The following is a 22,229-nucleotide window of genomic DNA, read 5'->3' as shown; positions in this document are numbered from 1 at the left end:
GTAAGATAGAGTTCAATGAAAGCGGAGGAGGTCGACGATGATGAGTGATACTGAAGTGTTCTCCATTAAAGAGACGTCAGAACAGGCTGGATTATCGGAAGATACCATTCGTTATTATGAGAAGATTGGACTTCTTCCCCGGGCTGAACGCAAGGCCAATCGTCATCGGGTATACCGTTCGGAGGATATCCAGACGATGAAGCTTATTACTTGTTTGAAAAAAACAGGCATGTCTCTGGAGGAGATGAAGCCTTATTTACAGATGTCGATGGATTCGGACCTGGAAGATTTCCCGGATGAGCGTGAAATGCTGCTGAACCATCGGAAGAAAATTGAATCACAGATTGCATCCTTGCAACAGATCGTCGATTTTATAGATGAGAAGATGGAGAAGCGAAGCATGTTTCCGGATGAGTGCCCCATTATCGGGGAGAATCAGATGTCTGTATTTGAAAAGAAGAACATCTTCTCCTGAAGGCTGCTAGCCAACAAAACCCAAAAACCACGTCATTATGACGTGGTTTTTTTGCTTATATTTAGCATTCGATATGGAGTGTATGGCGAAGGCGTTTGATATCACTTTTGGGAGGAAGACCATACATGCGAGCGTACTCCCGACTGAATTGGGAAGGACTCTCGTATCCAACCTGGAATGCAGCATCGGCTGCATCGGTTGAACCTGCAAGCAGCATTCGCCGTGCCTCCTGCAATCGAATCTGTTTTTGATATTGCAGTGGGCTCATGGCGGTAATGGCTTTGAAATGATAATGCAATGAGGATGTACTCATGTTGATCATGGAAGCCAATTGCTCGATTCGTAGCGGATGGGCGTAGTCTGATTGAATCAATTCAATGACTTGAGCGATATGCTGTGCGTGACTGTTCTGGACTGCAAATTGCCTGATGGAATGTCCATGTTCATCCTGAATCAGGCGATATAGAATTTCGCGGATCATAAGCGGTGCAAGTATAGGAATGTCTTCAGGTGTATCCAGTAACCTGACCAATCGGATTACAGCTTCCAGAAGCGGAGGTTTGGTTGAGCTTACAAACAACCCACGACGTGTTGAATTGTCGGGTTTGGTTTGTGTAGAAGGAGCTTCCTGAATAAGATCAAAAATCTGCCCTGAATCAAAATCAAGTCTCAGGCAGAGATAGGGATGTTCTGTCGTAGCCTGTACAACTTGCCCTGAAATAGGCAAATTTATGGAAGCAACCAAATACTGTGAAGAGTCATAGGTGTAGCTCTCCTGTCCGAGAATAACCACTTTGGACCCTTGGGCCACAATACACAGGGCGGGTTCGTGCACGGCATGAATGGGCTCTGAAACCTGGGAAGCACGGATCAAAGCAAGCGAAGGAATTGCTGTTAGATGAACCCCGTCTTCGTGGGTGAAACGGCTGATCAGACGGGCCAATTCCTGCTGCTGCTGAACAATAGCTGTATCCTGATCCATTTTTGAAAGCATGGATTGCTGGCCCTCCTTTCCTCGTACTCGTTTAACTATTTTAGAATGTACTGGACGAATAGGCAAGAATACTGTGGGATTCTTCTATCGGATAGAGACTGATTCCTTACATAATGAAGGTAAGCAATTAAATCTGTTGGCAACATAAAGGAGTGTCGTGGAAATATGGCAGGCAGCACAACAGGAAATAAACAAGAAGTGAAGCACCCGTATGTTGGAATGTGGGTGACGAAGGACGGGTACATCAGACATGAACTTCTCCCTGACGGGCGCTATGATGAAGCGCGGGGAAATAGGCAAAGTGCGTATCAAGGTCGGTATGCAGTCGATGGAGACCATATTGAATATGTCGATGATACTGGCTTTACTGCGGATGGAGACTTTAAGGACGACGTGCTTTATCATGCGGGCATGGTGTTGTACAGAGAAAATGCACAATAAAATATCTAATAGGGAGAGAAATCAAAATGTCTAATGTAAAAGGGAAAGTTGTTGTGATCACAGGTGCAAGCAGCGGAATTGGGGAAGCAACGGCGCGTCTGTTAGCAGAGCAGGGTGCACATGTTGTCATGGGTGCAAGACGAGTGGATCGTCTGGAGACGCTGGCTTCCTCCATTCGCTCTGAAGGTGGTTCAGTAGAATATCATACCCTTGATGTTACACAGCTGGAAGAAATGCAAACGATCGTAGAGCTTGCGCTCAGTCGTTATGGACGTTTGGATGTGATCGTTAATAATGCCGGAGTCATGCCACTATCACCTCTTGAAGCACTAAAAGTAGACGAGTGGAATCGTATGATTGATGTTAACATTCGTGGTGTTCTACACGGCATTGCTGTTGGGCTGCCCGTTATGAAAGAACAGGGCTACGGCCAGTTTATTAATATCGCCTCCATCGGAGCCTACGCTGTGACACCAACAGCTGCGGTATATTGTGCAACCAAGTACGCGGTTCGTGCGATCTCGGAGGGTTTGCGCCAGGAGGTAGGCGCAGATATCCGTGTGACCCTCGTATCGCCAGGTGTAACTGAATCCGAACTTGCCGAATCGATCTCTGATGATGAAGCGCGCGAGCTTATGAAAGATTATCGGCGCATATCCATTCCGGCCGCAGCTATTGCTCAGAGCATTCTGTACGCGATCAACCAGCCGGCTGAGGTAGATGTGAATGAAATCGTGGTGAGACCCACAGCAAGCATGGCTTAAACCTCGTTATAAGACTCCAAAGATGTCCACAACTCTATGAACGGGTTGGGGGCGTCTTTTTGTACCCTGAAAGAGATCTCGTTTAGGTTACAATATGGTATAGTATGTTCAAGTAACGCACCAGAGAGAGGGGAATAATGCATTGACGCTGCAACAGCTAAAATATGTGATTGAAGTCGCCACGCGTGGCTCGATGAATGAAGCCGCCAAACGGCTGTTTATTTCCCAGCCCAGCCTGTCGAATGCCATTCGGGATCTGGAGCAGGAGCTACGGATTACCATTTTTGAACGCACGAATAAAGGGATAACCTTGTCCAAAGAAGGCGTGGAATTTCTAAGTTATGCGCGCCAGGTGGTGGAGCAGGCGGAATTGCTGGAGAATCGTTATTTGAACGCGAAGCCGTCTCCGCAACATTTTTCTGTCTCCACACAGCACTACGCGTTTGCAGTAAATGCCTTCGTCAAGCTGGTGCAGCAGTATGGACAGGATGAATATGAACTGGCTCTGCGGGAGACGAAAACGTATGAGATTATCCAGGATGTAAAAAGCCTACGCAGCGAAATTGGCATACTATATCTGAATGAGTTCAATTCCAAGGTTATTAACAAGCTGCTTAAGGATGCGGGGCTGGTGTTTAACAGTCTGTTTATTGCCAAGCCGCATATTTTTATCAGTGTGCAAAATCCGCTGGCGAAGCAGGAATCGGTTGCGATTGAACAACTTCAGGATTATCCATACCTGTCCTTTGACCAGGGAGAATATAACTCCTTCCATTTTTCAGAGGAGATCCTAAGCACGCTTTCTCATCCTAAAAGCATACAGGTTAACGATCGAGCTACGCTGTTTAATCTGCTGATCGGTTTGAACGGATACACTATCTCGACAGGTGTGCTTAGTGCCGACCTGAATGGGAATGAGATCATCCCTGTCCCGCTGGAGTGTGAAGAAACCATTAATGTTGGCTGGATCAGCCATAAGAATGCTTCGCTTTCCAATCTGGGCGTGGAGTATGTCCAGGCTCTGCATGAGGCGATTCAATCCTAATTGGTCATGGAAAAACCGTTTCCGTTCAAGCGGAGTCGGTTTTTTTTTAGAAACACATGTATAATCATTTGCGTAAAAGTACGAAGGGAGAACGGTCAGTGCGAGTTTTATACCGAAATAAGAGTGAACAGCATGAGTTGACGATATATGATACATCCAAGCTTTATGGGGAAAAGGGCCGATTTCGTGTGCTGGAATTCTCCAATGCTGCAGTACAGGGGGCGATGGATCTGGACGAGCCATCCCGAATGGTGCTTGAGTATCCAAGAGCGATGGTTCACCTGATGGAACAAAATAATCCTGAATATCAATCAGTTTTTGTAATTGGCCACGGCATTGGAACCTTAACAAGCTATTTGTCTAACCGTCAAGTAAAAGTCGCCGAACTTGATGCGGAAGTCGTTGAGCTCAGCAGGACTTTCTTTGGATATCGTGGAGATCATGTGCTGGTTGGTGACGGTCGTGAACTGTTGGAGCAGGAAACCTCAGGCTCATATCATTATATTATTGTAGATGCTTTTACGGCTGCGGGAACACCTGCACAGTTTACTTCTAGCTCATTTTTCACGATGCTAAAAGACAAATTGCATTCTGGTGGTATCGTATTGCTGAATGTATTTGGTCGTGCAGGCAATGACAGACTGGTGAATGCGATTCATACCACGTTACAGGAACACTTCGCTTATACGCGCTCGTTTGCATTACCAGCTGAAACAACTGATGAAATCCAAAATCGTATTTTGGTGGGTTGTGACGGACCCATTTCGTTTCAATCACGTCATATGGCTGGGTTTGTAGAACAGCAGCCTGGCGAGGGATATGTTATTGTGGATTCAAATGAATTTTAATCTCGAATACAGATCCAGTAGATTTCGAAGAAAGTGTCATATCATGTAATCAATTGTCATTAATTCGTCAATGTTCCTATGTAATTATTCGAACTTCACAAACTATTTATTTCTTCTTAACAACTTTCGTATAAGATAGAAGGAATATGCCTTTTTATGAAAAACCGGGGGACGCAATAATGATCGCAAAGAATAAAACATCCAGATTAAGAAGAAAAGTAAGGGAGATCAAAAAAATCAGCCTTACCGCTCTGTTGAGTGGATTGGTCACCATTGCCGTTTTGATGACATTGACCATTATGTTTATTTCGTCTTATACATCCCAGAAGCAATCGCTGATTGATAATACACTCTCACTTAATTATTCAAGTGCCGTGCAAATGAGCCAAACTCTGGACTCGTTGTTTCAATCCATGCAGGGCAGTTTGAAGTATTCAGCCAACTATTTTCCGGACATAGACTATGCAGACGCCAAAAAACTGGATTCCACACTGGATTTGATTCGAAACAGCAGCAACTACTTCAATTCGGTTTCTCTTATAGATGCATCGGGAATTATTCGAGGTTCATCTCCTTATTTGGAAAAAAGCCTGGGACAGCCTATAACTTCTAATGCAGCGAAAAATGCGTTTAAATCGAGGGCTTCCTTTATATCCGAAGCGTATCGTGCGCCTTATTCGGAACGCATAGTCGTTTTTGTGAGTGAACCGATCTTCAGTCCATCAGGTGAATTCAAAGGTTTAATTAGTGGGAGTATCTATCTGCAGGAAAACAACATTTTGAACCTGTCATTTGGCAGTCAGCTGAGGACCAGTAATGGCTCTTATTTTTATATTGTTGATGCCAAAGGGACGTTGTTGTTTCACCCGGATACGGAAAGAATCGGTGAAAATCTAAGCAAAAATCAAGTTGTGCAGAAATTGCTTAACGACCAAACAGGCAAAGAACAATACAAGAATCTGGCGGGTGTGGATTCACTCGCAGGTTATTATAAGGTCCCGACAACAGATTGGGGAGTTGTCGTTGTATCTCCAACCCAAATGGTATACGATCAGCTGAATCAACATATTCGTATGTTGTTGTTATACACTTCAATTCCGTTTATCATTCTGACGCTTATCGTTATTCGTGTAGCTCGCAAGCTGGCTAGTCCGTTTGTTTACCTTGCGGATTTGGTTAACCAGGTGGATCAGGGTAAAGTAGATCTGCCTGTAATGAAGCCGCATTGGAACAGGGAAGCGGACTTATTAACACGCACTGTCCTAAGTGCACTGGCGAACTTTCGAAAGCAAAAGGACCAGCTAACTTATGATGCCAGAACGGATGTATTGACCGGAATGACCAATCGCAGGACATTTGAAGAAGTTATTCAGCAGTGGATTGATGAAGAAGTTCCGTTCTCCATAGTAGTACTGGATATAGATCGCTTCAAATCCATAAATGATACGTATGGGCATCATGCGGGGGATCAGGTTCTGAAGCATATCGCGAATATCATTAAACTGTCGGTTCGGACACAGGATGTATGTTCCCGGTTTGGGGGAGAGGAGTTTGTTGTGTTATTGCGACATACGAATTCCAAAACAGCGTATCAGATTGCCGAGCATATCCGTGTATCGGTTGAACAGAGTATATTGCCCGTTGATCGTTCTGTGACGATTTCGGCAGGCATTGCCGAATATCCGCTGCATTCCACAACGGCGACAGAGTTGTTCCATTTGGCGGATAATGCGTTATATCAAGCCAAGGAAGAGGGACGTAATCGTACCATTACCATTCAAACGGTCATAAAATAAGGTTTGCGTACCTTCTATCTTGAAATAAAAAGAAGCTAATCCCATCTAAGAGAGGGATAGCTTCTTTTGTTTAGACCTCTTGTGATCTGGCCTGAACTTCATTTGTATACTGTTCTCCCCAGTCTCGCATGCTGTAAATAATCGGCTGGAGCGTTTCTCCAAACGGTGTAAGCGAATATTCCACTTTGGGTGGAACTTGAGGATAGATTTCCCTGTGAACAATTCCGCTGCTTTCCAGCTCTCTTAATTGGAGAGTTAACATCCGCTGAGTAATATCAGGGAATAACTTTCTGATCTCGTTGAATCTTAACGAGCCGGAGAATAGGTGATATAGAATCGCACCTTTCCATTTGCCTCCAATGACGCTCAGCGTGACTTCGACGGAACAGCCATATGGCGAGGGGCACCCATCGGCCGGGTTTTTTCTCATTATAATTGCACCTCCAGTTCGTGGTGGTTATTTATAGTATCCATTTTAGTACTACAGCACATTAATGTACATATTACTCATCTATGAGCATATCACTTCTCCCTTGGATTATAAACCCCATCCCATACATCTGCATGAAGATAAAACAACAAAGAACCCCGGTTTCGTATCACGAAACACCGAGGTTCTCAGGAATGAAAGGCTTGATTAGATTAAAGTGTCCAGGGAGTAAGCTCCAGCACCCGCAAGTGCAACACCGATCAGTGATCCGAGCATAACCAGATTGTACTCGAATCCTCCGTTCAGATTCCAAAGTCCTTTACCTGCATGGACTTTTGCTATGGCAACAACCATAGGGATGATGAGCAAAATGACAGCAAAATCAGTCCACAGACCTGCCCCAAACAGGAACCCGCCGATCAACTCAATAAGGCCTCCACAGACAGCCATAACTCTTGCGGGCCTCAGACCAATCGCCCCGAAAAATTCGGCTGTTCCTGATATGCCTTCTCCACCAAACCAGCCAAACAGTTTCTTGCATGCATGACCCATCATAATGAAACCGATAACAAGTCGAATGATAAGTAATCCGGCGTCTAACATGTGCTTCTTTCCTCTTCTCTAGTTGTATAAAATGATTGGTCTTATATATCGTATGAACGTCAGATCAGCGACGCCAGAATGGTATCACATAACACCATGGTTTCAATATTATCCTTACCACTGGAATGTGGATCAGATTTGTTCTGGCAGCATTCCATAAAATGAGCCATCTCACCAACAAATCCTCGTAAGTAGAGATCGCGATAAGCCCCTGACATGGGAGAGCCCGACGGGGTGAAAACAGTATCCTGCTCCTCAAGGGATTTCCAGGGAAGGTTATCCCCTGTACGAGATTGATGAACCGTAAGCGTGTTGATTTCATCTGCTAACGCAAATCCGTTGTCAAAGGTGACAAGTACATTTTCGCTCTCGCGTGACCATGCACTCATGCCAACAAAGTAGGCACTGCCTACCACACCATGATCAAATTTCAGGGAAATGCTCTGGTTAATATGTTCTCCGTCCTTAACCGTTGTGCCTGTTACCTGTATGGCTTCCCCGAACAGATAACGCATCAGATCGACCATATGAATGGCAGCGAGCTTTATGAATTGTTCCTCATCCTTGCAGAATGGTGTGCTGTCTACAGCGAATTTCATTTGGAAAGAACGTGCTCTGCCCAATGATCCACCATCAATCAGTTCCTTGAGTTTCATGTAGACCGGAGCATATCGTTTCATAAATCCAACCATGACAACCACACCTGCCTTTTGGGCAGCTTCAGCCACAGCAGCGGCTTCGGCAGCATTCCATCCGAGGGGTTTATCCACGTATACATTTTTGCCAGCCCGGATGCATTCAAGGGCAAGTGCTGTCTGATCCTCTGGTTGCGCCACAACAACGACGCCGTCACAGTCTTCATTCTGCAACATCAGCTGAGTATTATCATACGCTTTCCCGCTGCTCCCGAAACGGAGGAGAGCATCCCTTGATCGTTCAATACTGCGGGTGGCGATGGCCTGAATGTCTGCTCCTGCTTCAACAGCAGATGGATATATATTCGTGGATGCATGGAATCCTGCACCGATAAAACAAAGTTTCGCTTTTTTCATGTGAACCTCTCCTTTAAATGCAGATTACCATCACACTGATTAGATTTTGTAGCTTAAATGCTTCAACATCTGTCCGGCAATGGTGTTGTTAACGCTATGAGGAACCGGCTGTGGTCCGAGGGTGAGATGCTGGCGTTGCTGTACAAGATATAGGAGGGAGGCGGCTTGTAGGGACAAGCCTAGATCCATCGTTTCGGCAGGGTTACCGCTGCCACCAGCCAGGTTCAGCATCTCGCCTTGAGTAAGCAGCATGAGTCGACGTCCGTTGGCTAATGTAAATTGTTCGATATCCGCGGTCAGTTGTTCCGTATGCTTCGCATCCTGACGGAGACTTTCCAGATCCATCTCCCAAGAAAAATGTCCGGCATTGGCGAGGATCGTTCCATCATTCATTTGATTAAAATGTTCCTTCAGAATGGCGTTAGGACGTCCAGTGACAGTAATATACACTTGGGCAAATGCAAAAGTATCCTCCAGTCGCGCCACTCTGAATCCATCCAGTGCCGCTTCCAAGCCAGCAATCGGATCGGTTTCAACAACGACGACCTGACTGCCCAAATTCCGCAAATACCTGGCAATGCCTCGTCCACAGGTTCCATAACCTACGATGACGAAACGACGTGTAGGCAGAATAAGGTTTGTAGTACGCATAAAACCTTCAATAATGGTCTGTCCAACACCGTGTTCATTTTCCATAATTCGTTTGAGTGGGCTGTCATTAATAACAATGATCGGGAAAGGAATGTTCTCACCCGTCTCTTCACGCAGCAGATTGGTACCAGTCGTCGTCTCCTCCGTACCACCAATAAGAGAGTTAGGATCATACTGTTGAATGAGCGTGCGCGCCAGATCAGCTCCATTATCCATAAGGAGATGGGGGTGGTGACGAAGTACGCTGTGGATATTTTGCAGGTGCTCATTGCGTCTGTCCGCACGTTGACCATATACCGTGATGCCTTCTTCTTGCAGAGCTGCTGCGACGGCGTCTTTGGTTGTGCCCGGGCTGCCAGTCAATACAACGTTGGCTCCACCTGCCTGGAGTGTGCGGCATAGCACAGCTGTTTTGGGCTCCACATGAATACATATACCGATGGTTAAGCCAGCAAAAGGCCGCTCTTTGGCAAACTGGGATTTCAATTCGCCGAGTAGGGGCATATGCATTTCCGTCCAGTGAATGTTGCGTTTTCCTTCTTCAATACGTTCATGTGTTGTGTTCTTGATCGTCATGCAAAACTCCCCTTTTCTATGCAAGGTATAGCGTGTCCAGCAGGACACATGATCTGCTTAATGTCTACGATAGGGAGTTTGATGGGGTTAAAAAAGGACATATGTCCTTTTCATTGCAGCTTGGAAAAAAGGTATTGCAAACTTATTTGAGAGCATGTATACTCTTAATTACGGTAAAACAAGCAATTGCTTGACCGGGATGCTTTTCATCCATGATGAGAAGATACATATTATGCGGTCGTGGCGGAATTGGCAGACGCGCACGGTTCAGGTCCGTGTGGGCTAACCCCCGTGGAGGTTCGAGTCCTCTCGACCGCATCGAAGAAAAAAGCTCGCGAAATTGCTCTAAAAGCAATTCGCGAGCTTTTTTTGTTTTTTTATTTATTGAATATGAATTGCTGCACACATAGGCCTGCTATCGCTCCAGCAATACCAAAGAGTGCAACACTGGCCATCACCTCATATGCTTGAAAGCGAAACAAAAAGGCGATGCCGCTGCCAAATGTCGTTCCTGCGAGAAATCCGAGAGAAATTCCTATTTCTTTGGTTAATTTCATAGGTTCACCTGCTTGGGAATGTGAGTTTAGGATTTGCAAATTTTTAATACAGGAAGTAAAGTGTGATCAGGAAAATACTCACATTTTATTTCCTTTTTTCATTTTGTGGTTTTCTCCATGTAATTATGCATGATATTTCTTAAGGGAGGTTAAGAGCGAAATGAATATGAACGAGCGGATTGCCGCATGGAACGAAGAAGCGCAGAATTGTACTTGTGGGCATGATCATCGGTTGGTAGAAATGCAGGTCTATCTGGAGCATGGAGCTATTCAGCAGTTACCTGGTTATTTGTCCAAGCAAGGATACAGACATGTAACAGTTGTATATGATCGATTTACAGGTCCGGCAGCAGGACACGAGGTGGTAAAGAACATCCGAGAAGCTGGCGTTTATGTGGATGAGATATGCATGCCAGAGAACAAAGCAGGCGACGTGATCGCCGATGAGGGCGGGATTGTGAAGGTACTGCTAGGTGTGAAACAGGAAAGTCAGGCGATCATTGCTGCTGGTTCAGGGACCATTCATGACCTGGTACGATTTGTTTGCTCCAAAATGAACAAGCCTTTTCTGTCAGTACCTACAGCAGCTTCGGTTGACGGATTTACCTCAGCAGGTGCTCCTCTTATTGTAAGCGGCGTCAAACAGACGTTCCAGGCGGTGCCGCCTGAAGCTATTTTTGCGGATATCGATATTTTGGAGCAAGCTCCCCAAGAGATGAATGCTGCCGGATTCGGAGATATGCTTGGTAAATATACATCACTGGCGGACTGGGTGGTTTCCAGGGATTTGGGTGGGGAACCGTTCTGCCCCGTTGCTTATCGCATGACGGAAGAAGGACTAACGTCCTGTGTGGAACATGTGCAAGGTATCGCTGAAGGACGGGCCGATGGTGTGACTGTATTAATGGATGCGCTGATCGCTTCCGGCATTTCTATGCTAATCATCGATCATTCCCGTCCTGCATCTGGTGGAGAACATCATCTGTCTCATCGGTGGGAGATGGACCTGATGGAGGCAGGGCACAAGCCTGTTTTGCATGGAGCCAAGGTGGGAGTAGCCTGTGCACTGCTTACCGTAAAATACAAAGATCTTGCACAAAAATCCGAAGAGCCGATTTTCCGTATTTATAATAATCTGCCGGATGCTTCTCAGCTTATGGCTTGGCTTGAGCAAGTTGGGGGACCTACGACGACTGAACAACTGGGTGTATCCATGGAGATGGTGGAACATGCTTTCACCACAGCTCATTTGCTACGGGATCGTTATACGGGACTGAAATATATCAATGAGATTCTAAATGTCGGTTCGAAATAGAAGAAAAAACAGTATGAACAAGTGTTATCTTATGAGATTAGTTGTACGTACAAATAAAGAGTGAATCCAGTAATGTACGAGACAAGGAAGTGTTGTTGTTTACGCTAGAGGTGCTTGTGCTTGATTCGATAACTACGAAACTACATGGATTTTTGAAAAACACGGTCTTACAAGAGGTTAAGATAGATCGGATCAAACGTTATTCAAACTGAATTAGAGGATGAATTAAAGCCTACTCCCTTAAGGGACAGGCTTTTTTTATACTTCATATAAAGCGTTGGATTAAATTGTTCGTACAAATAGATCGGGGGATGGAGCTAACGATGAAGTTTTATTTCTTTAAATGATCAATGATTTAATGGAATGGTTGGTTAGCATGGATGAGAAATATATTGGCATATGGGGATAAGTCGCGCGTCTTTCGACAATGGGATTTTCGCCTCGTTCAGAGAGCACGCTGTACCGGCCCAGGTTAAGGAGTGACTGGGAATGAAGGGAATGATGCACCCAAAGCTGTTTGGTGGGCAAGAGGGCCGCTTATCGCCCCTGAGAGACGATGCTGAGTGCAAGCGATTGGAGAAATGGTAACTTAATATAATCTGTACGATGAAAATGGTATTTTAAAAAGGCTCTGTCTTTCCCATTGGGAGAGGACAGAGCCTTTTGGTTGTTCGCTAATTTAGTTATTGTGGCGATCTTTCAAGATGACATCTGCGAACAAAATAGTTTTCGGGATGCGGAAAAATTGTTCCGCTTGTTCCTGAAACGCAGCAGAAGGCAGCGTTCCCTGATGCAGCCATTTGCGGAAAGTGCCGGGGTGAACCCCGATCCAGTGGCTGACATCTGTCACCGACAAATCATGGACCATACACAAGCCTGTCAGAATACGGTTGCTAACCGGAGAACGGGTCACCGTACGCTTCATGAAGCGGGAAGGCTCGGGCTGACAAATGACAGGGCTTTTGCGTACCACTTCTTCATTAAAAAGAATGTGGCGCGGGTAGCCGAGCAATTGGCATGCCTTGTCCAAATTGGTACTGCCGGGTATCCGTCCTTCATACACCCACGCGCTGACGCTGCGTGAAGAGATGGATAGATCTTCGGCGAGCTGAGACAACTTGATATCATTGGCCATCAGCACGGCAAGAAGAACACGGTTGCGGATTTGACAGCGTGTCGGTTTTCGGAATCGTTTAACACGGACGCCTTTTCCCAAATATTTACGGTTGATCAGAGACCACGCCTGGATGGAATGTTGTTCTGGTTGATTAGGCATATTTCCTCCGATTTTTTTAACCAAATACTACAATAAGTACGGGGGTACTTTCAAGTGCCGGGTGCACCTGTTTCAAATGAGTGGATGCGCGAATCCGCTACAAAGGAGGAATTATGAACTAGACCAGACGCAATTCACATCCTAGTATATTCCTAGATTACAATGTTTCACTAAATTTAAGGGATCAAATAGATAATGAATAAAAATAAAATGAGTCTAATTACCTATTAGTGAGACTTTAGTACTTTTATCTATTTTTTGTTGATATGATGCGGTTTATTTCCCTGATTTAACCATAAATATTCGATTTCCGTTAAAGGAACCCATTTCCAATGTGCACAAATCTGAAATTAGAAATCCGCGTGTTCAGCAAGGCATGTGGACTGTCAAAATCTCTTATTCTTACATATCTTGTATGGAGATCAATGAGAGGGAGAGGTGAGAAACGTGAGTCCATCCGTGAGTACCTTTGCTGCCATTTCAGGGGCGTTCATGACGTTTGCTTTTGGTGGATGGGATCAGCTGCTTAGCTTGCTGGCGGTTGCAATGGCTGTGGATTATATTACGGGTCTCGCTGCGGCAGTAAGAACGGGAAAAGGATTGAATAGTAATGTTGGATTCTGGGGGCTTGCGCGCAAAGGTCTCATGCTGACGGTTATTTTGCTTGCCCACCGAATTGACATGCTCATGGGAACTGACATCATTAAAGGGGGAGCCATCTACTTTTATCTGGTGAATGAGCTAATATCCATTACCGAAAATTATGCCCGCATTGGGCTTCCTTTGCCTGACAAGCTCAGACAGGCTATAGCGGTGCTGAAAAAACAGGAGGGGTTGTCTGACAGGGAATGGCCTCCACCACAGCCAAACGTGGAGAATAAGGAGACAAAAGAACAAGCAACAGAAGTCGTACCGGAAAAACAGACAAACCAAATTGAACAGACGGATAATATGTCTCAGGAGAAATCCAAGGCGAATGAAAGCAGCCCTGATTAGGTTGTCTTTTAAGAGAACGTTTCCAAGTATCCTTTCGTAATAGAGGACGTTATGATATATTTTGGATACAAGAAAATTCATTCATACCAATTATTATACTTAAATGAGGTGCTTGTCTGATGATTAAACATATTGTTCTGTTTAAAATGAAAGATCGTTCTCCTGAAAGTATCGAAGCGGCTGCGAATGTTCTTCGCAATCTGCAAGGAAAAATTGATGTTCTGGTCTCGCTTGAAGTGGGTATTGACGTGCTTCGTTCGGACAGATCTTTTGACATCTCACTTACGGCAGAATTTGCCTCACTGGAAGATCTTCAAGCATATCAGGTGCATCCGATGCATCAGGAAGTCATCAAGTATATGAACGAGGTCAGAGAGCAGTCGATTGCAGTGGACTACGAAATCTAATCTGTTATTCATTCTACTTTGGATAGGGGACTCTGCATGAGCGATTTAAGAGACGTTATGGAATTTTTATATATTTTTGTCGTGTTTCTGATCGCTTGTCCTGTGATGTTATTTTGGCTGAAGCGAAGAGGAAAAAGGAACCGATAATTCACTGAACGGGAAGTGAACACATTGTATTACGTAAACAGAGAACAGATTGCCCGCCGGCTTGCTGCCGTACCGGAGGTGGCTGAAGGTCTTCGCCGCGCATCACAAGCCTGGGATGGTAGTCTAATGCTGGGTCTGGTACAGGAACGTTGTCTTCATCTGGCAATTGAAATCGTTACGGATGTTGGAAGTTATCTCATTGATGGCTTCATCATGCGTGATGCGAGCAGTTATGACGATATTATTCAGATTAACCACGAAGAGAAGGTTTTTGATCATGCAACCTATGAGGTGCTTAGTCGCCTCGTATCGTTGCGCAAGCCGCTCGTTCAGGACTATTACAGCTGGGAGCGGTCTGAACTGCATCCACTGAGCAGTGACTTGCCGGGCGTGCTTGAACATTTTTCCCATCAGGTCAATACCTATGTGGAAAAAGAACTCGGACCTTTCCAGACTACACAGGCCGAGGGACAGAGCAAGGAATGAGGGGAAGCAGCATGACGAACGAATGGAAAGAAGATCGAGAAGTAAATAATGAAACGAATGACATACCTTCCGGGTTTCATCCGGTATATATGATTGAGCTGTTATTTCAGGAACGTCCCGTTATAGATCAAGGGCGTCTGCAGGATGCACTGAGCCGTCATACCGGACAAGTCCGGCTTGATGTGAAGCAGGGTAATGAGGAGCATAAACCTGAGATGCTGGTTTTCTACCATCTGGACCATAAGGTTTCTTTTCAGGAAGGTAACATTCCGGCTCAGACTTGCATGCTCCCCATTACTGAAATTGTAGATCGCGCCCGCTTTGGAGGGGCTTTGCAGCAAGCCTGGCATTGGCCAGAAGCAGGACAAGCTATGGATACGATCCAATATTCCATCCGACTTCATGATATGTTCACTGCTGCCATGCCGCGTAAACAGCGGCTCGAATTGTTCCAAAAGACGATTCAGGCTGTCATGGAAGTGTTGCCTTGTGAGGCGTTATACTGGTACGGCAGTGACAAATTAGTTGAACCGGAAGCCTATGTGCTGTCACAGGAACGTGAGGAGCATCTGTACGCTGCGATGAATGTGCGCATGTATCAGGCTGGAGGCACAGAGGAACAGCGTCAGCTGGTTATGGACACGGTAGGTTTGTCAGCACTTGGCGTGCCTGATGTACAGTGTCATTTCATTGGACTCGATCCGGATACGGTAGCCCAGACATTACTGGGTGCCGCCTATTACATATTTGATCAGGGGGATGTTCTACAAGATGGACAGACGCTGGGATCTTCCGGCGGACGACGCTGGCGATGTGAGCATCAGGCTGCATTGATTGCACCAGGAAGATATGTAATTGATCTGGACCCGGGTGATGAACATGCTGCTGCTCCGCTTGAGCCGGCGCGGCAGACTTGAGACATATCTCGATAACGTCAGAAGGTGCGAAAGACGGTATCCAGAATTTTTTTTGATATCCGAGTGTCAGGTCAAGCCCTTGCTGCTTATACTGCATCAACAGAGTAGGCATTCGCCCGGATTGACGAGCAACAGTCCGTTGCTTGGTTATTCGGTACTTCATTTAAGGTAAAGGGAGAGATGCGACGTGAAGGATTCTAACAAAAGTTTGTTGTGGGGAGCATTAATCGGTTCAGTTGTAGGTTCGGTGACAGCGCTGCTGCTGGCACCAAAATCTGGACGTGAGCTGCGTCAGGACATTTCGGAAGGTGCACGTCAGGTGAGTGAGAAAGGTCAGGAGCTGGCTACTAAGGTGGGCGAACAAAGCGCACAGATCGTATCCAAAGTAAAAGAGACGGCAGATGTTGTTATCCAGGATATCCAATCCTGGCGCAATTGCGCTGAAGGTAAAGAAGTGCGCGTATCCGCCGTCATTACTGATTCCGATTCTTCCATCGATGCAGATGCAGCGAATGAGTCAGGTATTGAAGTCATCGCGAAGCTACCTGCCGACGACTCCAAAGATAACATCTAAAACTAAGCTTGAACGCGAGCGGGCTTTCCTCCATCTGGAGGGGAGCCTGCTTTGTTGTGCGTGGTCGTACAGGAGTTGTACGATACGGTATTTTGTTTGAACCCTGCGATGAAATCGGGTAAGATGTAGGTACCTTTTTGCCTGGAAATTCATACGGTAGGAAAGAAAGCTCTGGGAACCAATTTGTTAACAGAACCAAATCAATGAAGAAGGAAGCGGTGTGTTCGTGCAGCAAGCAATCGCTATATTAGACTCCGGTGTAGGGGGATTGACCGTCGCCAAGGAAGTGATGCGTCAGCTCCCACGGGAAAAGATCATCTATTTTGGAGATACTGCCCGGACACCGTACGGACCCCGTTCGTCCGAACAAGTTAAACAATTCACGGAACAAATCGTTGATTTCTTGATCCAGTTCGATCCGAAAGTTATCGTTATCGCCTGTAATACGGCTACGGCAGCAGCGCTCGATTATATTCGAGCCAAGGTGAATGTGCCTGTCATTGGTGTCATTCATCCGGGAGCACGAGCAGCCATCACAGCGACACGCACAGGACGCATCGGTGTCATTGGCACCGTGGGAACTATTGGTAGTGGTGCGTATACATCTGCACTCAAACAGTTGTCTCCCTATATTGATGTGGTCAGTCAGGCTTGTCCGGCACTTGTGCCACTGGTGGAGCAAGGCGAATTCCGTTCCGAGCAAACGACAAGTACGGTGGAGCAATCTTTAGGCGAAATTAAGCAGCAGCCAATTGATTGTCTTATTCTGGGTTGTACGCACTATCCTTTTCTCATGGATACCATCCAGGAGGTTATGGGGCAGGAAGTGAAGCTGATTAGTTCGGCAGATGAAACGGCGAGGGAAATTAGTACGATTTTGTATGATAAACGAAAGCTGGCCAGTGGAAATGAGACGCCAGTCCATCAGTTTTTTTGCACAGGGGACCCACGTATGTTCCAGAATATTACCCGCCAATGGTTAGGAGAGCAGATCTCCAAAACGCCAGTTGTATGGCAGGTTACGCAATTATCATAGCTTTTTTGATTTCTAGGCTTATAAGAATCCCGGAGCACTTAGTGTTCCGGGATTTTTTTTCAATCCAAAAAGTAAAAGAACTCCGGATGATCATCACGTTTTTATTATGTTAAAGGGATATACGCGATTCATGTCACATGACGGACAACCAGATTGGCATACATATTACATACAGTAAGGACACAAGCGAGAAAAGGACAGGAGATTACACAATTTCCTAAGAGAAAGGAGATCGACATGGAACTGCAATGGATTATTGTTCATCAGGGAGATACCTTGTCGCGTATTGCGGCAGCGAACCATATGACGAAGGAGTTACTGGCTGCTCTCAACCCGGAAGCAGCGTCCCAGCCCTATTTACTGACAGGACAGATGTTGCGCATTACGCCGGGGACGGGGCGCAGGTATGCAGTACAGCCTGGGGAGAAAGTGGCCGTGATTGCATTACGTTTTGGACTGAATGAAGAAGAATTGCGCGAGGCCAATCCAGAAATAGCGAACATTCCGGACTGGTGCGGGCGATGTATTCATATTCCGGATTCAAATGGAAAAACTATCGTCAAGCTGCAGGGAGAGTATGGTTATCGTGAAATGAGCCGTGATATCGGTTTGCTCGAAAAGAAGTATCCATTTATCGAGATTGGCTCGATTGGCAGTAGTGTCATGGGCAAGGCTTTGCCTTATCTACGTTTGGGTCAAGGCCCCAGACATATTCATGTCAACGCATCTGTTCATGCAAATGAGTGGCTGACAACGGCCGTTCTGATGCGGTTCATTGAAGAATATGCGAAGGCCTACAGTACACATATGCCATGGCATCAATTCCAGACGGAACGCTGGATGCAGGAAACTACACTGTGGGCTGTGCCCATGGTCAACCCGGATGGAGTTGAATTGGTGCAAGAGGGCGTGGTCAATGATCATCCCCATGCAGAAGATTTGCTGGAATGGAATGCCGGACGCTCCCATTTTACGCATTGGAAGTCCAATATCAGGGGAGTAGACCTGAACGATCAATTCCCGGCTTATTGGGAGGAAGAGGCGGCTAGAAGAGGGATAACGTCCCCAGGGCCAAGAGATTATGCAGGAACCGCTCCTTTATCGGAACCGGAGGCATGGGCACTTGCACAGTGGACCGAGCAGCATCCTTTTGATGCTGTCGTTTCGCTGCACAGCCAGGGACAAGAAATATATTGGAACTACCGAGATTTGGAGCCAAAGGAGAGTGCCCCGCTGTCTCGCAGACTGGCAAAGGCTTCGGGATACAAGGCAGTTAAGCTGGGTGGAAGTGATGCAGGGTACAAAGACTGGTTCATTCAGAAGTTTCGGAAGCCTGGCTTCACGGTAGAAGTGGGACTCGGGGTCAACCCGCTGCCCTTGGATCAGTTCGATGACATCTGCGTAGAGGTTGGCATGCTGTTGGCTGAATTATTATCAGATCGAGAGCGCTAACAGGGAAGATCGGGAATCCTCGAATCCTGACTTCACATAATCTGGATGGGGGAACATGAAACTTACGGGTTGTCCACTCGTATTACAGGAACGGGCGCTGTTACCGGCGTTCGTTTTTTAATCTGCATGTTGCATCATTCGTTCCGGATCGCTCTGGAACGGGTAATGATGGGTGTGACTATAACATGTGCTGTTTTATTTCAGTGCATTAATCATACGGAGGGGTTCATATGAAGTGGAGAAGACTGCTGTCATTCAAACGATGGACACAAGTATTCAAACGGCTGCCGCGTCTGTTGAGGGCTCCGCAGATCCCTTTGGGTGAGAAGCTGCTGTTCATCATCCCGGCGCTGCTCTACTGGGTGCTTCCTGACGTGATGCCGTTTATGCCTATAGATGATATCGGGGTTACGTTGTTGCTGATGAACTGGTTTGTAAGTCGTGCGGAGCGCAAATATCCGGTGCTTACAGCGGGTGCGTCGTCTTAATCCGACACAAAATGGGTGGTTTTAACATCGATTTTGCATCAATGTTATTGCGAAGCGCAGTAATTTTCTTTACAATAGATGCTGGAGTTTAGAAATACTGAAAAATTGTTGGGACCAGCAATTACGATATAGGAGATGAATGAAATGAACTGCAAAATTACACGTAATGCCGCGAAAGTATTGAAACTTGAACTGGACAAGCCTGAGAACGAAGGTAAATTGCTGCGCGTTGTGATCACACATGCACATGGAGATCATGCCCACTACGGCCTCGATATCGATACGCCAAAAGAAAATGATACGGTTGTATCTACAGATAAAGAGATCGACGTTATTCTTGAGAATGATCAGCCTTTGCTGGATGGCGTTAAAATTGATTACCTTTACTTCCCTGAAGAAGGCTTCGTTATTACGAACCCATCCCAAGGCAACCACGGCGACCACTAAGGGAGCGAAGAAGGGGAACTCATGGCTAACGATATCCGCGTATGCGAAAAATGTAATCATATCAGGCTAAAATCGATTGTGGCCAAGTTGGAGAAAATGGCTCCGGATACGGAGATCAAAATTGGTTGCAAATCGTATTGCGGTCCTTGCGCGAAGCGTGCTTTTGTCTTCATCAACGGTCGGTACATCAGTGCTCCGTCAGAAGAAGAAGTGCTTGCAAAAGTAGCGAAATTCGTAAAGTAATTGTATGAATTTACATTGGGCAAACTTGTCCACGAACGAAAAAGAGAGGCCGCGGCCTCTCTTTTTTTAGTAGTGATTAGGAACGGTACAGGGTTAGAACGTAAAGTCCTGCCTCATTTCAAAAATCTCAAAGGTATCCTCTCGAATCTCTATGGCGATGATAGTATCACTTTTTTTCAGAAAATGAACATGTCCCATACGCTCTTCTTCCACCTCAACCCATCCGGCTTTGGATAACTTCTCAAAATAATCGGATGGTACATATAATCCCTGTTCTCCCCCGATATGTTTCAATTCATATTTAATGCCTGTTTGAATGTTTGGATTGTCTGAATGTGTCGTTATGCTTAGCTGCTTTGCATTCACGGGGACCGGAATCTCGTTATTAATGGAGGAGCCTGTATATCCCGTTATTTCATACGTCGAAGGTGTACAGCCGCTGATGAGCAGTAATAAAAGTACCAGTATGAACACAATCCCAAAGTTCTTCAAATACACACCTCCTTGTGAAAAAGTACTTATCAAATAAACGCAGTCAGACCGGAAAAGGTTATACACATCATTGATATTTATCGCTAATCGTATAAGGGGAACAGTGAAGCAATCCGTCATTGTTTTAGCAAAAGAAGAATAAGGAAGGCCGATGTCAACCATCCTAAAGGGGTAACAGGAACATGATCCCAAGGAGGAATACTCATGCCGAAGCGTTATGATTCCAGTTTGCAAGCCGATACGACCGTATCCCAGGCGCAGAATGCAGTGAACAAACTTCATTTTGCCGTTTCACAGGCAATGTCACATCCAACAGAACAGACCATTGAACAGGCAGAACGTCGTTTGGCGCATACCGAGCAGGCTATGCTTCAAGCAGAACGTTCACTTGGAGGTCAGGGCGTTGAGCTGGCAGAAGAGATGTTCATTGAGGAGAAGAGAAGATTGAACTCGATCCAGAGTCAGAATGGGCAAGGGGATCTATAGGCGTTCCTGTCACACCAGAACCCGCAGAGCAGCAGTGCTTTGCGGGGTATTTATGTTTCCTTTGAAAGACCCGCAAAATGGATATCAGCCAAACTGTATGCTAAATGCCGCTTAAAATTTGGTGAGAAGGTTAATAGACCAAGAGCAGGCAAATTTCACACAGGAGGTACAGAATGACAAAACATATTACAGATTGTACGATTCTGAACAACGGCGTGACGATGCCATGGCTGGGATTTGGGACTTATCGAGCAAAGGGCAAGGAAGTACAGCAAGCGGTGGAGAATGCATTGGAAGTCGGATATCGGAGCATTGATACGGCGTCCGTTTATGGAAATGAAGAGGAAGTGGGACAAGCCATTGCGAGCAGCGGTATTGCCCGTAATGAGCTGTTTGTGACAACCAAGCTGTGGAATGAGGACCAAGGGTTTGACTCGACTTTGAGAGCCTTTGAGGCCAGTCAGAAGGCGCTTGGATTGAATGTCATTGATCTATACTTAATCCACTGGCCTGGCAGAGACCAGTATAAAGAGACGTGGAGAGCATTCGAACGTCTATATAGCGAAGGAAGTGTACGTGCTATTGGTGTAAGTAATTTCGAAGTGCACCATCTGCGCGATATTATAGATGAAGGTGGAACGGTACCCGCGGTGAATCAGGTGGAACTGCATCCGGGTCTGATTCAACAGGAGTTACAGGACTTCTGCGGGGAGCAGGGCATTCAACTGGAGGCATGGAGCCCTATTATGAGAGGTAAACTGAACAAGGAATCGGCTTTGAAAAGTCTGGCCCAGAAATATGGGAAAACACCAGCACAGGTTATTCTGCGTTGGGATATCCAGAACCAGATTGTGACGATTCCGAAATCGGTTACCCCGGAGCGGATTCGCGAGAATGCGGACATCTTTGATTTTGAATTGACTCCTGATGAGCTGAAACTGATTGATGCGCTGGATTCGGATAAACGGACGGGACCACATCCGGATCAGCTGTTTTGGGATTGAGTGTGTAGCTCAATTCCAAAATGAGTGTTTAATGATCTGCTTGGAGTTGTTCCGGTTACGGATCGTTCTTCCGATCGCTGTTGTCTCCAAATTTTTTGATTCAATATTCAAAAGGTGAAAATTAGGAGACAGCTTATGCTTCCGAATTAGCTTTCTTACAGAAAGCTTTCAGGCGAAAGCTCCGCTTCTTCAGAATCGATTCCGTCCCCTCCACTGCAACTGTTCATCAAA

At 45.9% G+C, this 22,229-nt stretch carries 26 protein-coding genes, 1 tRNA gene and 1 pseudogene; 20 read left to right on the top strand and 8 right to left on the bottom strand.

Going from position 1 to position 22,229, the window contains the following annotated elements; translation table 11 throughout:
* The first annotated feature begins 40 nt into the window (after positions 1–40).
* On the top strand, positions 41–475 hold the full coding sequence (locus MHB84_RS02860; RefSeq protein WP_256716949.1) for a MerR family transcriptional regulator: 435 nt from the start codon (positions 41–43) through the stop codon (positions 473–475).
* Positions 476–536: 61 nt separating this feature from the next.
* Here MHB84_RS02860 and MHB84_RS02855 read toward each other — a convergent pair whose 3' ends face one another.
* On the bottom strand, positions 537–1,469 hold the full coding sequence (locus tag MHB84_RS02855) for an AraC family transcriptional regulator (RefSeq protein ID WP_099853602.1): 933 nt from the start codon (positions 1,467–1,469) through the stop codon (positions 537–539).
* A gap of 165 nt (positions 1,470–1,634) precedes the next feature.
* Here MHB84_RS02855 and MHB84_RS02850 point away from each other — a divergent pair, with 165 nt between their 5' ends.
* The 5 genes from MHB84_RS02850 to MHB84_RS02830 all read left to right on the top strand — a co-directional run bounded on the left by MHB84_RS02850 (position 1,635) and on the right by MHB84_RS02830 (position 6,363).
* The gene (locus tag MHB84_RS02850; protein WP_076292083.1) at positions 1,635–1,910 is read left to right on the top strand and encodes an Atu4866 domain-containing protein; all 276 of its coding nucleotides are present in this window, start codon (positions 1,635–1,637) and stop codon (positions 1,908–1,910) included.
* 26 nt (positions 1,911–1,936) lie between these two features.
* A complete protein-coding gene (locus MHB84_RS02845; RefSeq protein WP_076292082.1) occupies positions 1,937–2,674 on the top strand; it encodes an SDR family oxidoreductase in 738 nt (245 codons plus the stop codon).
* Between the two features lie 142 nt (positions 2,675–2,816).
* On the top strand, positions 2,817–3,719 hold the full coding sequence (locus MHB84_RS02840; protein WP_076292081.1) for a LysR family transcriptional regulator: 903 nt from the start codon (positions 2,817–2,819) through the stop codon (positions 3,717–3,719).
* A 56-nt stretch (positions 3,720–3,775) separates the two neighbouring features.
* Positions 3,776–4,567 carry a fused MFS/spermidine synthase gene (locus MHB84_RS02835; RefSeq protein WP_083679146.1) on the top strand — a complete coding sequence of 264 codons (792 nt, stop codon included), beginning with the start codon at positions 3,776–3,778 and terminating at the stop codon, positions 4,565–4,567.
* Between the two features lie 179 nt (positions 4,568–4,746).
* Complete coding sequence (locus MHB84_RS02830; RefSeq protein ID WP_076292079.1) at positions 4,747–6,363, top strand: sensor domain-containing diguanylate cyclase; 1,617 nt, start codon at positions 4,747–4,749, stop codon at positions 6,361–6,363.
* Between the two features lie 70 nt (positions 6,364–6,433).
* On the opposite strand, the gene MHB84_RS02825 is transcribed toward MHB84_RS02830, so the two are convergent.
* The 4 genes from MHB84_RS02825 to MHB84_RS02810 all read right to left on the bottom strand — a co-directional run bounded on the left by MHB84_RS02825 (position 6,434) and on the right by MHB84_RS02810 (position 9,675).
* Positions 6,434–6,793: a winged helix-turn-helix transcriptional regulator gene (locus MHB84_RS02825; RefSeq protein ID WP_064639235.1), complete on the bottom strand. Its 360-nt coding sequence runs from the start codon at positions 6,791–6,793 to the stop codon at positions 6,434–6,436.
* A gap of 207 nt (positions 6,794–7,000) precedes the next feature.
* Positions 7,001–7,396 carry a DoxX family protein gene (locus tag MHB84_RS02820; RefSeq protein ID WP_076292078.1) on the bottom strand — a complete coding sequence of 132 codons (396 nt, stop codon included), beginning with the start codon at positions 7,394–7,396 and terminating at the stop codon, positions 7,001–7,003.
* Positions 7,397–7,455: 59 nt separating this feature from the next.
* Positions 7,456–8,448, bottom strand: a complete 993-nt coding sequence (locus MHB84_RS02815) for a Gfo/Idh/MocA family protein (protein ID WP_076292077.1) — start codon at positions 8,446–8,448, stop codon at positions 7,456–7,458.
* Between the two features lie 39 nt (positions 8,449–8,487).
* The gene (locus MHB84_RS02810; RefSeq protein ID WP_083679145.1) at positions 8,488–9,675 is read right to left on the bottom strand and encodes an adenosylhomocysteinase; all 1,188 of its coding nucleotides are present in this window, start codon (positions 9,673–9,675) and stop codon (positions 8,488–8,490) included.
* A gap of 234 nt (positions 9,676–9,909) precedes the next feature.
* Here MHB84_RS02810 and MHB84_RS02805 point away from each other — a divergent pair.
* Positions 9,910–9,993, top strand: a tRNA-Leu gene (locus MHB84_RS02805).
* A 59-nt stretch (positions 9,994–10,052) separates the two neighbouring features.
* On the opposite strand, the gene MHB84_RS02800 is transcribed toward MHB84_RS02805, so the two are convergent.
* Positions 10,053–10,232, bottom strand: a complete 180-nt coding sequence (locus MHB84_RS02800) for a hypothetical protein (RefSeq protein ID WP_063564909.1) — start codon at positions 10,230–10,232, stop codon at positions 10,053–10,055.
* Between the two features lie 160 nt (positions 10,233–10,392).
* Between MHB84_RS02800 and MHB84_RS02795 the strand changes: the two genes are divergently transcribed.
* Positions 10,393–11,547 (top strand): sn-glycerol-1-phosphate dehydrogenase, encoded by a 1,155-nt coding sequence (locus tag MHB84_RS02795; RefSeq protein ID WP_076292076.1) that lies wholly within the window; start codon positions 10,393–10,395, stop codon positions 11,545–11,547.
* A gap of 679 nt (positions 11,548–12,226) precedes the next feature.
* Here the strand turns inward: MHB84_RS02795 and MHB84_RS02790 are convergent.
* Positions 12,227–12,823 (bottom strand): helix-turn-helix domain-containing protein, encoded by a 597-nt coding sequence (locus tag MHB84_RS02790; RefSeq protein WP_024629188.1) that lies wholly within the window; start codon positions 12,821–12,823, stop codon positions 12,227–12,229.
* A gap of 438 nt (positions 12,824–13,261) precedes the next feature.
* Between MHB84_RS02790 and MHB84_RS02785 the strand changes: the two are divergent.
* From MHB84_RS02785 to MHB84_RS02740, 10 genes and pseudogenes are all read left to right on the top strand, one after another.
* A pseudogene (locus MHB84_RS02785) lies at positions 13,262–13,654 on the top strand (phage holin family protein); the annotation flags it as partial.
* 284 nt (positions 13,655–13,938) lie between these two features.
* Positions 13,939–14,226 carry a Dabb family protein gene (locus tag MHB84_RS02780; protein WP_076292074.1) on the top strand — a complete coding sequence of 96 codons (288 nt, stop codon included), beginning with the start codon at positions 13,939–13,941 and terminating at the stop codon, positions 14,224–14,226.
* A 171-nt stretch (positions 14,227–14,397) separates the two neighbouring features.
* Entirely contained in the window at positions 14,398–14,859 is a 462-nt protein-coding gene (locus MHB84_RS02775; protein WP_076292073.1) for a DUF86 domain-containing protein, read from the top strand.
* Positions 14,860–14,870: 11 nt separating this feature from the next.
* Positions 14,871–15,776 (top strand): DUF4261 domain-containing protein, encoded by a 906-nt coding sequence (locus MHB84_RS02770; RefSeq protein WP_076292072.1) that lies wholly within the window; start codon positions 14,871–14,873, stop codon positions 15,774–15,776.
* Positions 15,777–15,963: 187 nt separating this feature from the next.
* Positions 15,964–16,350, top strand: a complete 387-nt coding sequence (locus MHB84_RS02765) for a YtxH domain-containing protein (protein ID WP_076292071.1) — start codon at positions 15,964–15,966, stop codon at positions 16,348–16,350.
* Positions 16,351–16,576: 226 nt separating this feature from the next.
* Complete coding sequence (gene racE / locus MHB84_RS02760; RefSeq protein WP_076292102.1) at positions 16,577–17,386, top strand: glutamate racemase; 810 nt, start codon at positions 16,577–16,579, stop codon at positions 17,384–17,386.
* A gap of 237 nt (positions 17,387–17,623) precedes the next feature.
* The gene (locus MHB84_RS02755; protein WP_433923116.1) at positions 17,624–18,838 is read left to right on the top strand and encodes a M14 family metallopeptidase; all 1,215 of its coding nucleotides are present in this window, start codon (positions 17,624–17,626) and stop codon (positions 18,836–18,838) included.
* Between the two features lie 230 nt (positions 18,839–19,068).
* Positions 19,069–19,326 (top strand): hypothetical protein, encoded by a 258-nt coding sequence (locus MHB84_RS02750; RefSeq protein ID WP_062322197.1) that lies wholly within the window; start codon positions 19,069–19,071, stop codon positions 19,324–19,326.
* Between the two features lie 144 nt (positions 19,327–19,470).
* The gene (locus MHB84_RS02745; protein ID WP_063564902.1) at positions 19,471–19,773 is read left to right on the top strand and encodes a hypothetical protein; all 303 of its coding nucleotides are present in this window, start codon (positions 19,471–19,473) and stop codon (positions 19,771–19,773) included.
* Positions 19,774–19,794: 21 nt separating this feature from the next.
* Positions 19,795–20,016, top strand: a complete 222-nt coding sequence (locus MHB84_RS02740; protein ID WP_024629198.1) for a DUF1450 domain-containing protein — start codon at positions 19,795–19,797, stop codon at positions 20,014–20,016.
* 93 nt (positions 20,017–20,109) lie between these two features.
* On the opposite strand, the gene MHB84_RS02735 is transcribed toward MHB84_RS02740, so the two are convergent.
* A complete protein-coding gene (locus MHB84_RS02735; RefSeq protein WP_076292070.1) occupies positions 20,110–20,508 on the bottom strand; it encodes a hypothetical protein in 399 nt (132 codons plus the stop codon).
* Positions 20,509–20,712: 204 nt separating this feature from the next.
* On the opposite strand from MHB84_RS02735, the gene MHB84_RS02730 reads away from it, so the two are divergent.
* Together MHB84_RS02730 and MHB84_RS02725 are read left to right on the top strand one after the other, a co-directional pair.
* The gene (locus tag MHB84_RS02730; RefSeq protein ID WP_076292069.1) at positions 20,713–20,994 is read left to right on the top strand and encodes a hypothetical protein; all 282 of its coding nucleotides are present in this window, start codon (positions 20,713–20,715) and stop codon (positions 20,992–20,994) included.
* Positions 20,995–21,167: 173 nt separating this feature from the next.
* Positions 21,168–21,998, top strand: coding sequence for an aldo/keto reductase (locus tag MHB84_RS02725; protein ID WP_076292068.1), 831 nt, complete (start codon positions 21,168–21,170; stop codon positions 21,996–21,998).
* Positions 21,999–22,229 lie beyond the last annotated feature (231 nt).

Source organism: Paenibacillus sp. FSL F4-0087 (genome assembly GCF_038020215.1).
Taxonomy (GTDB): Bacteria; Bacillota; Bacilli; order Paenibacillales; family Paenibacillaceae; genus Paenibacillus; species Paenibacillus taichungensis.
This window is presented reverse-complemented; position numbering and strand designations above follow the sequence as displayed.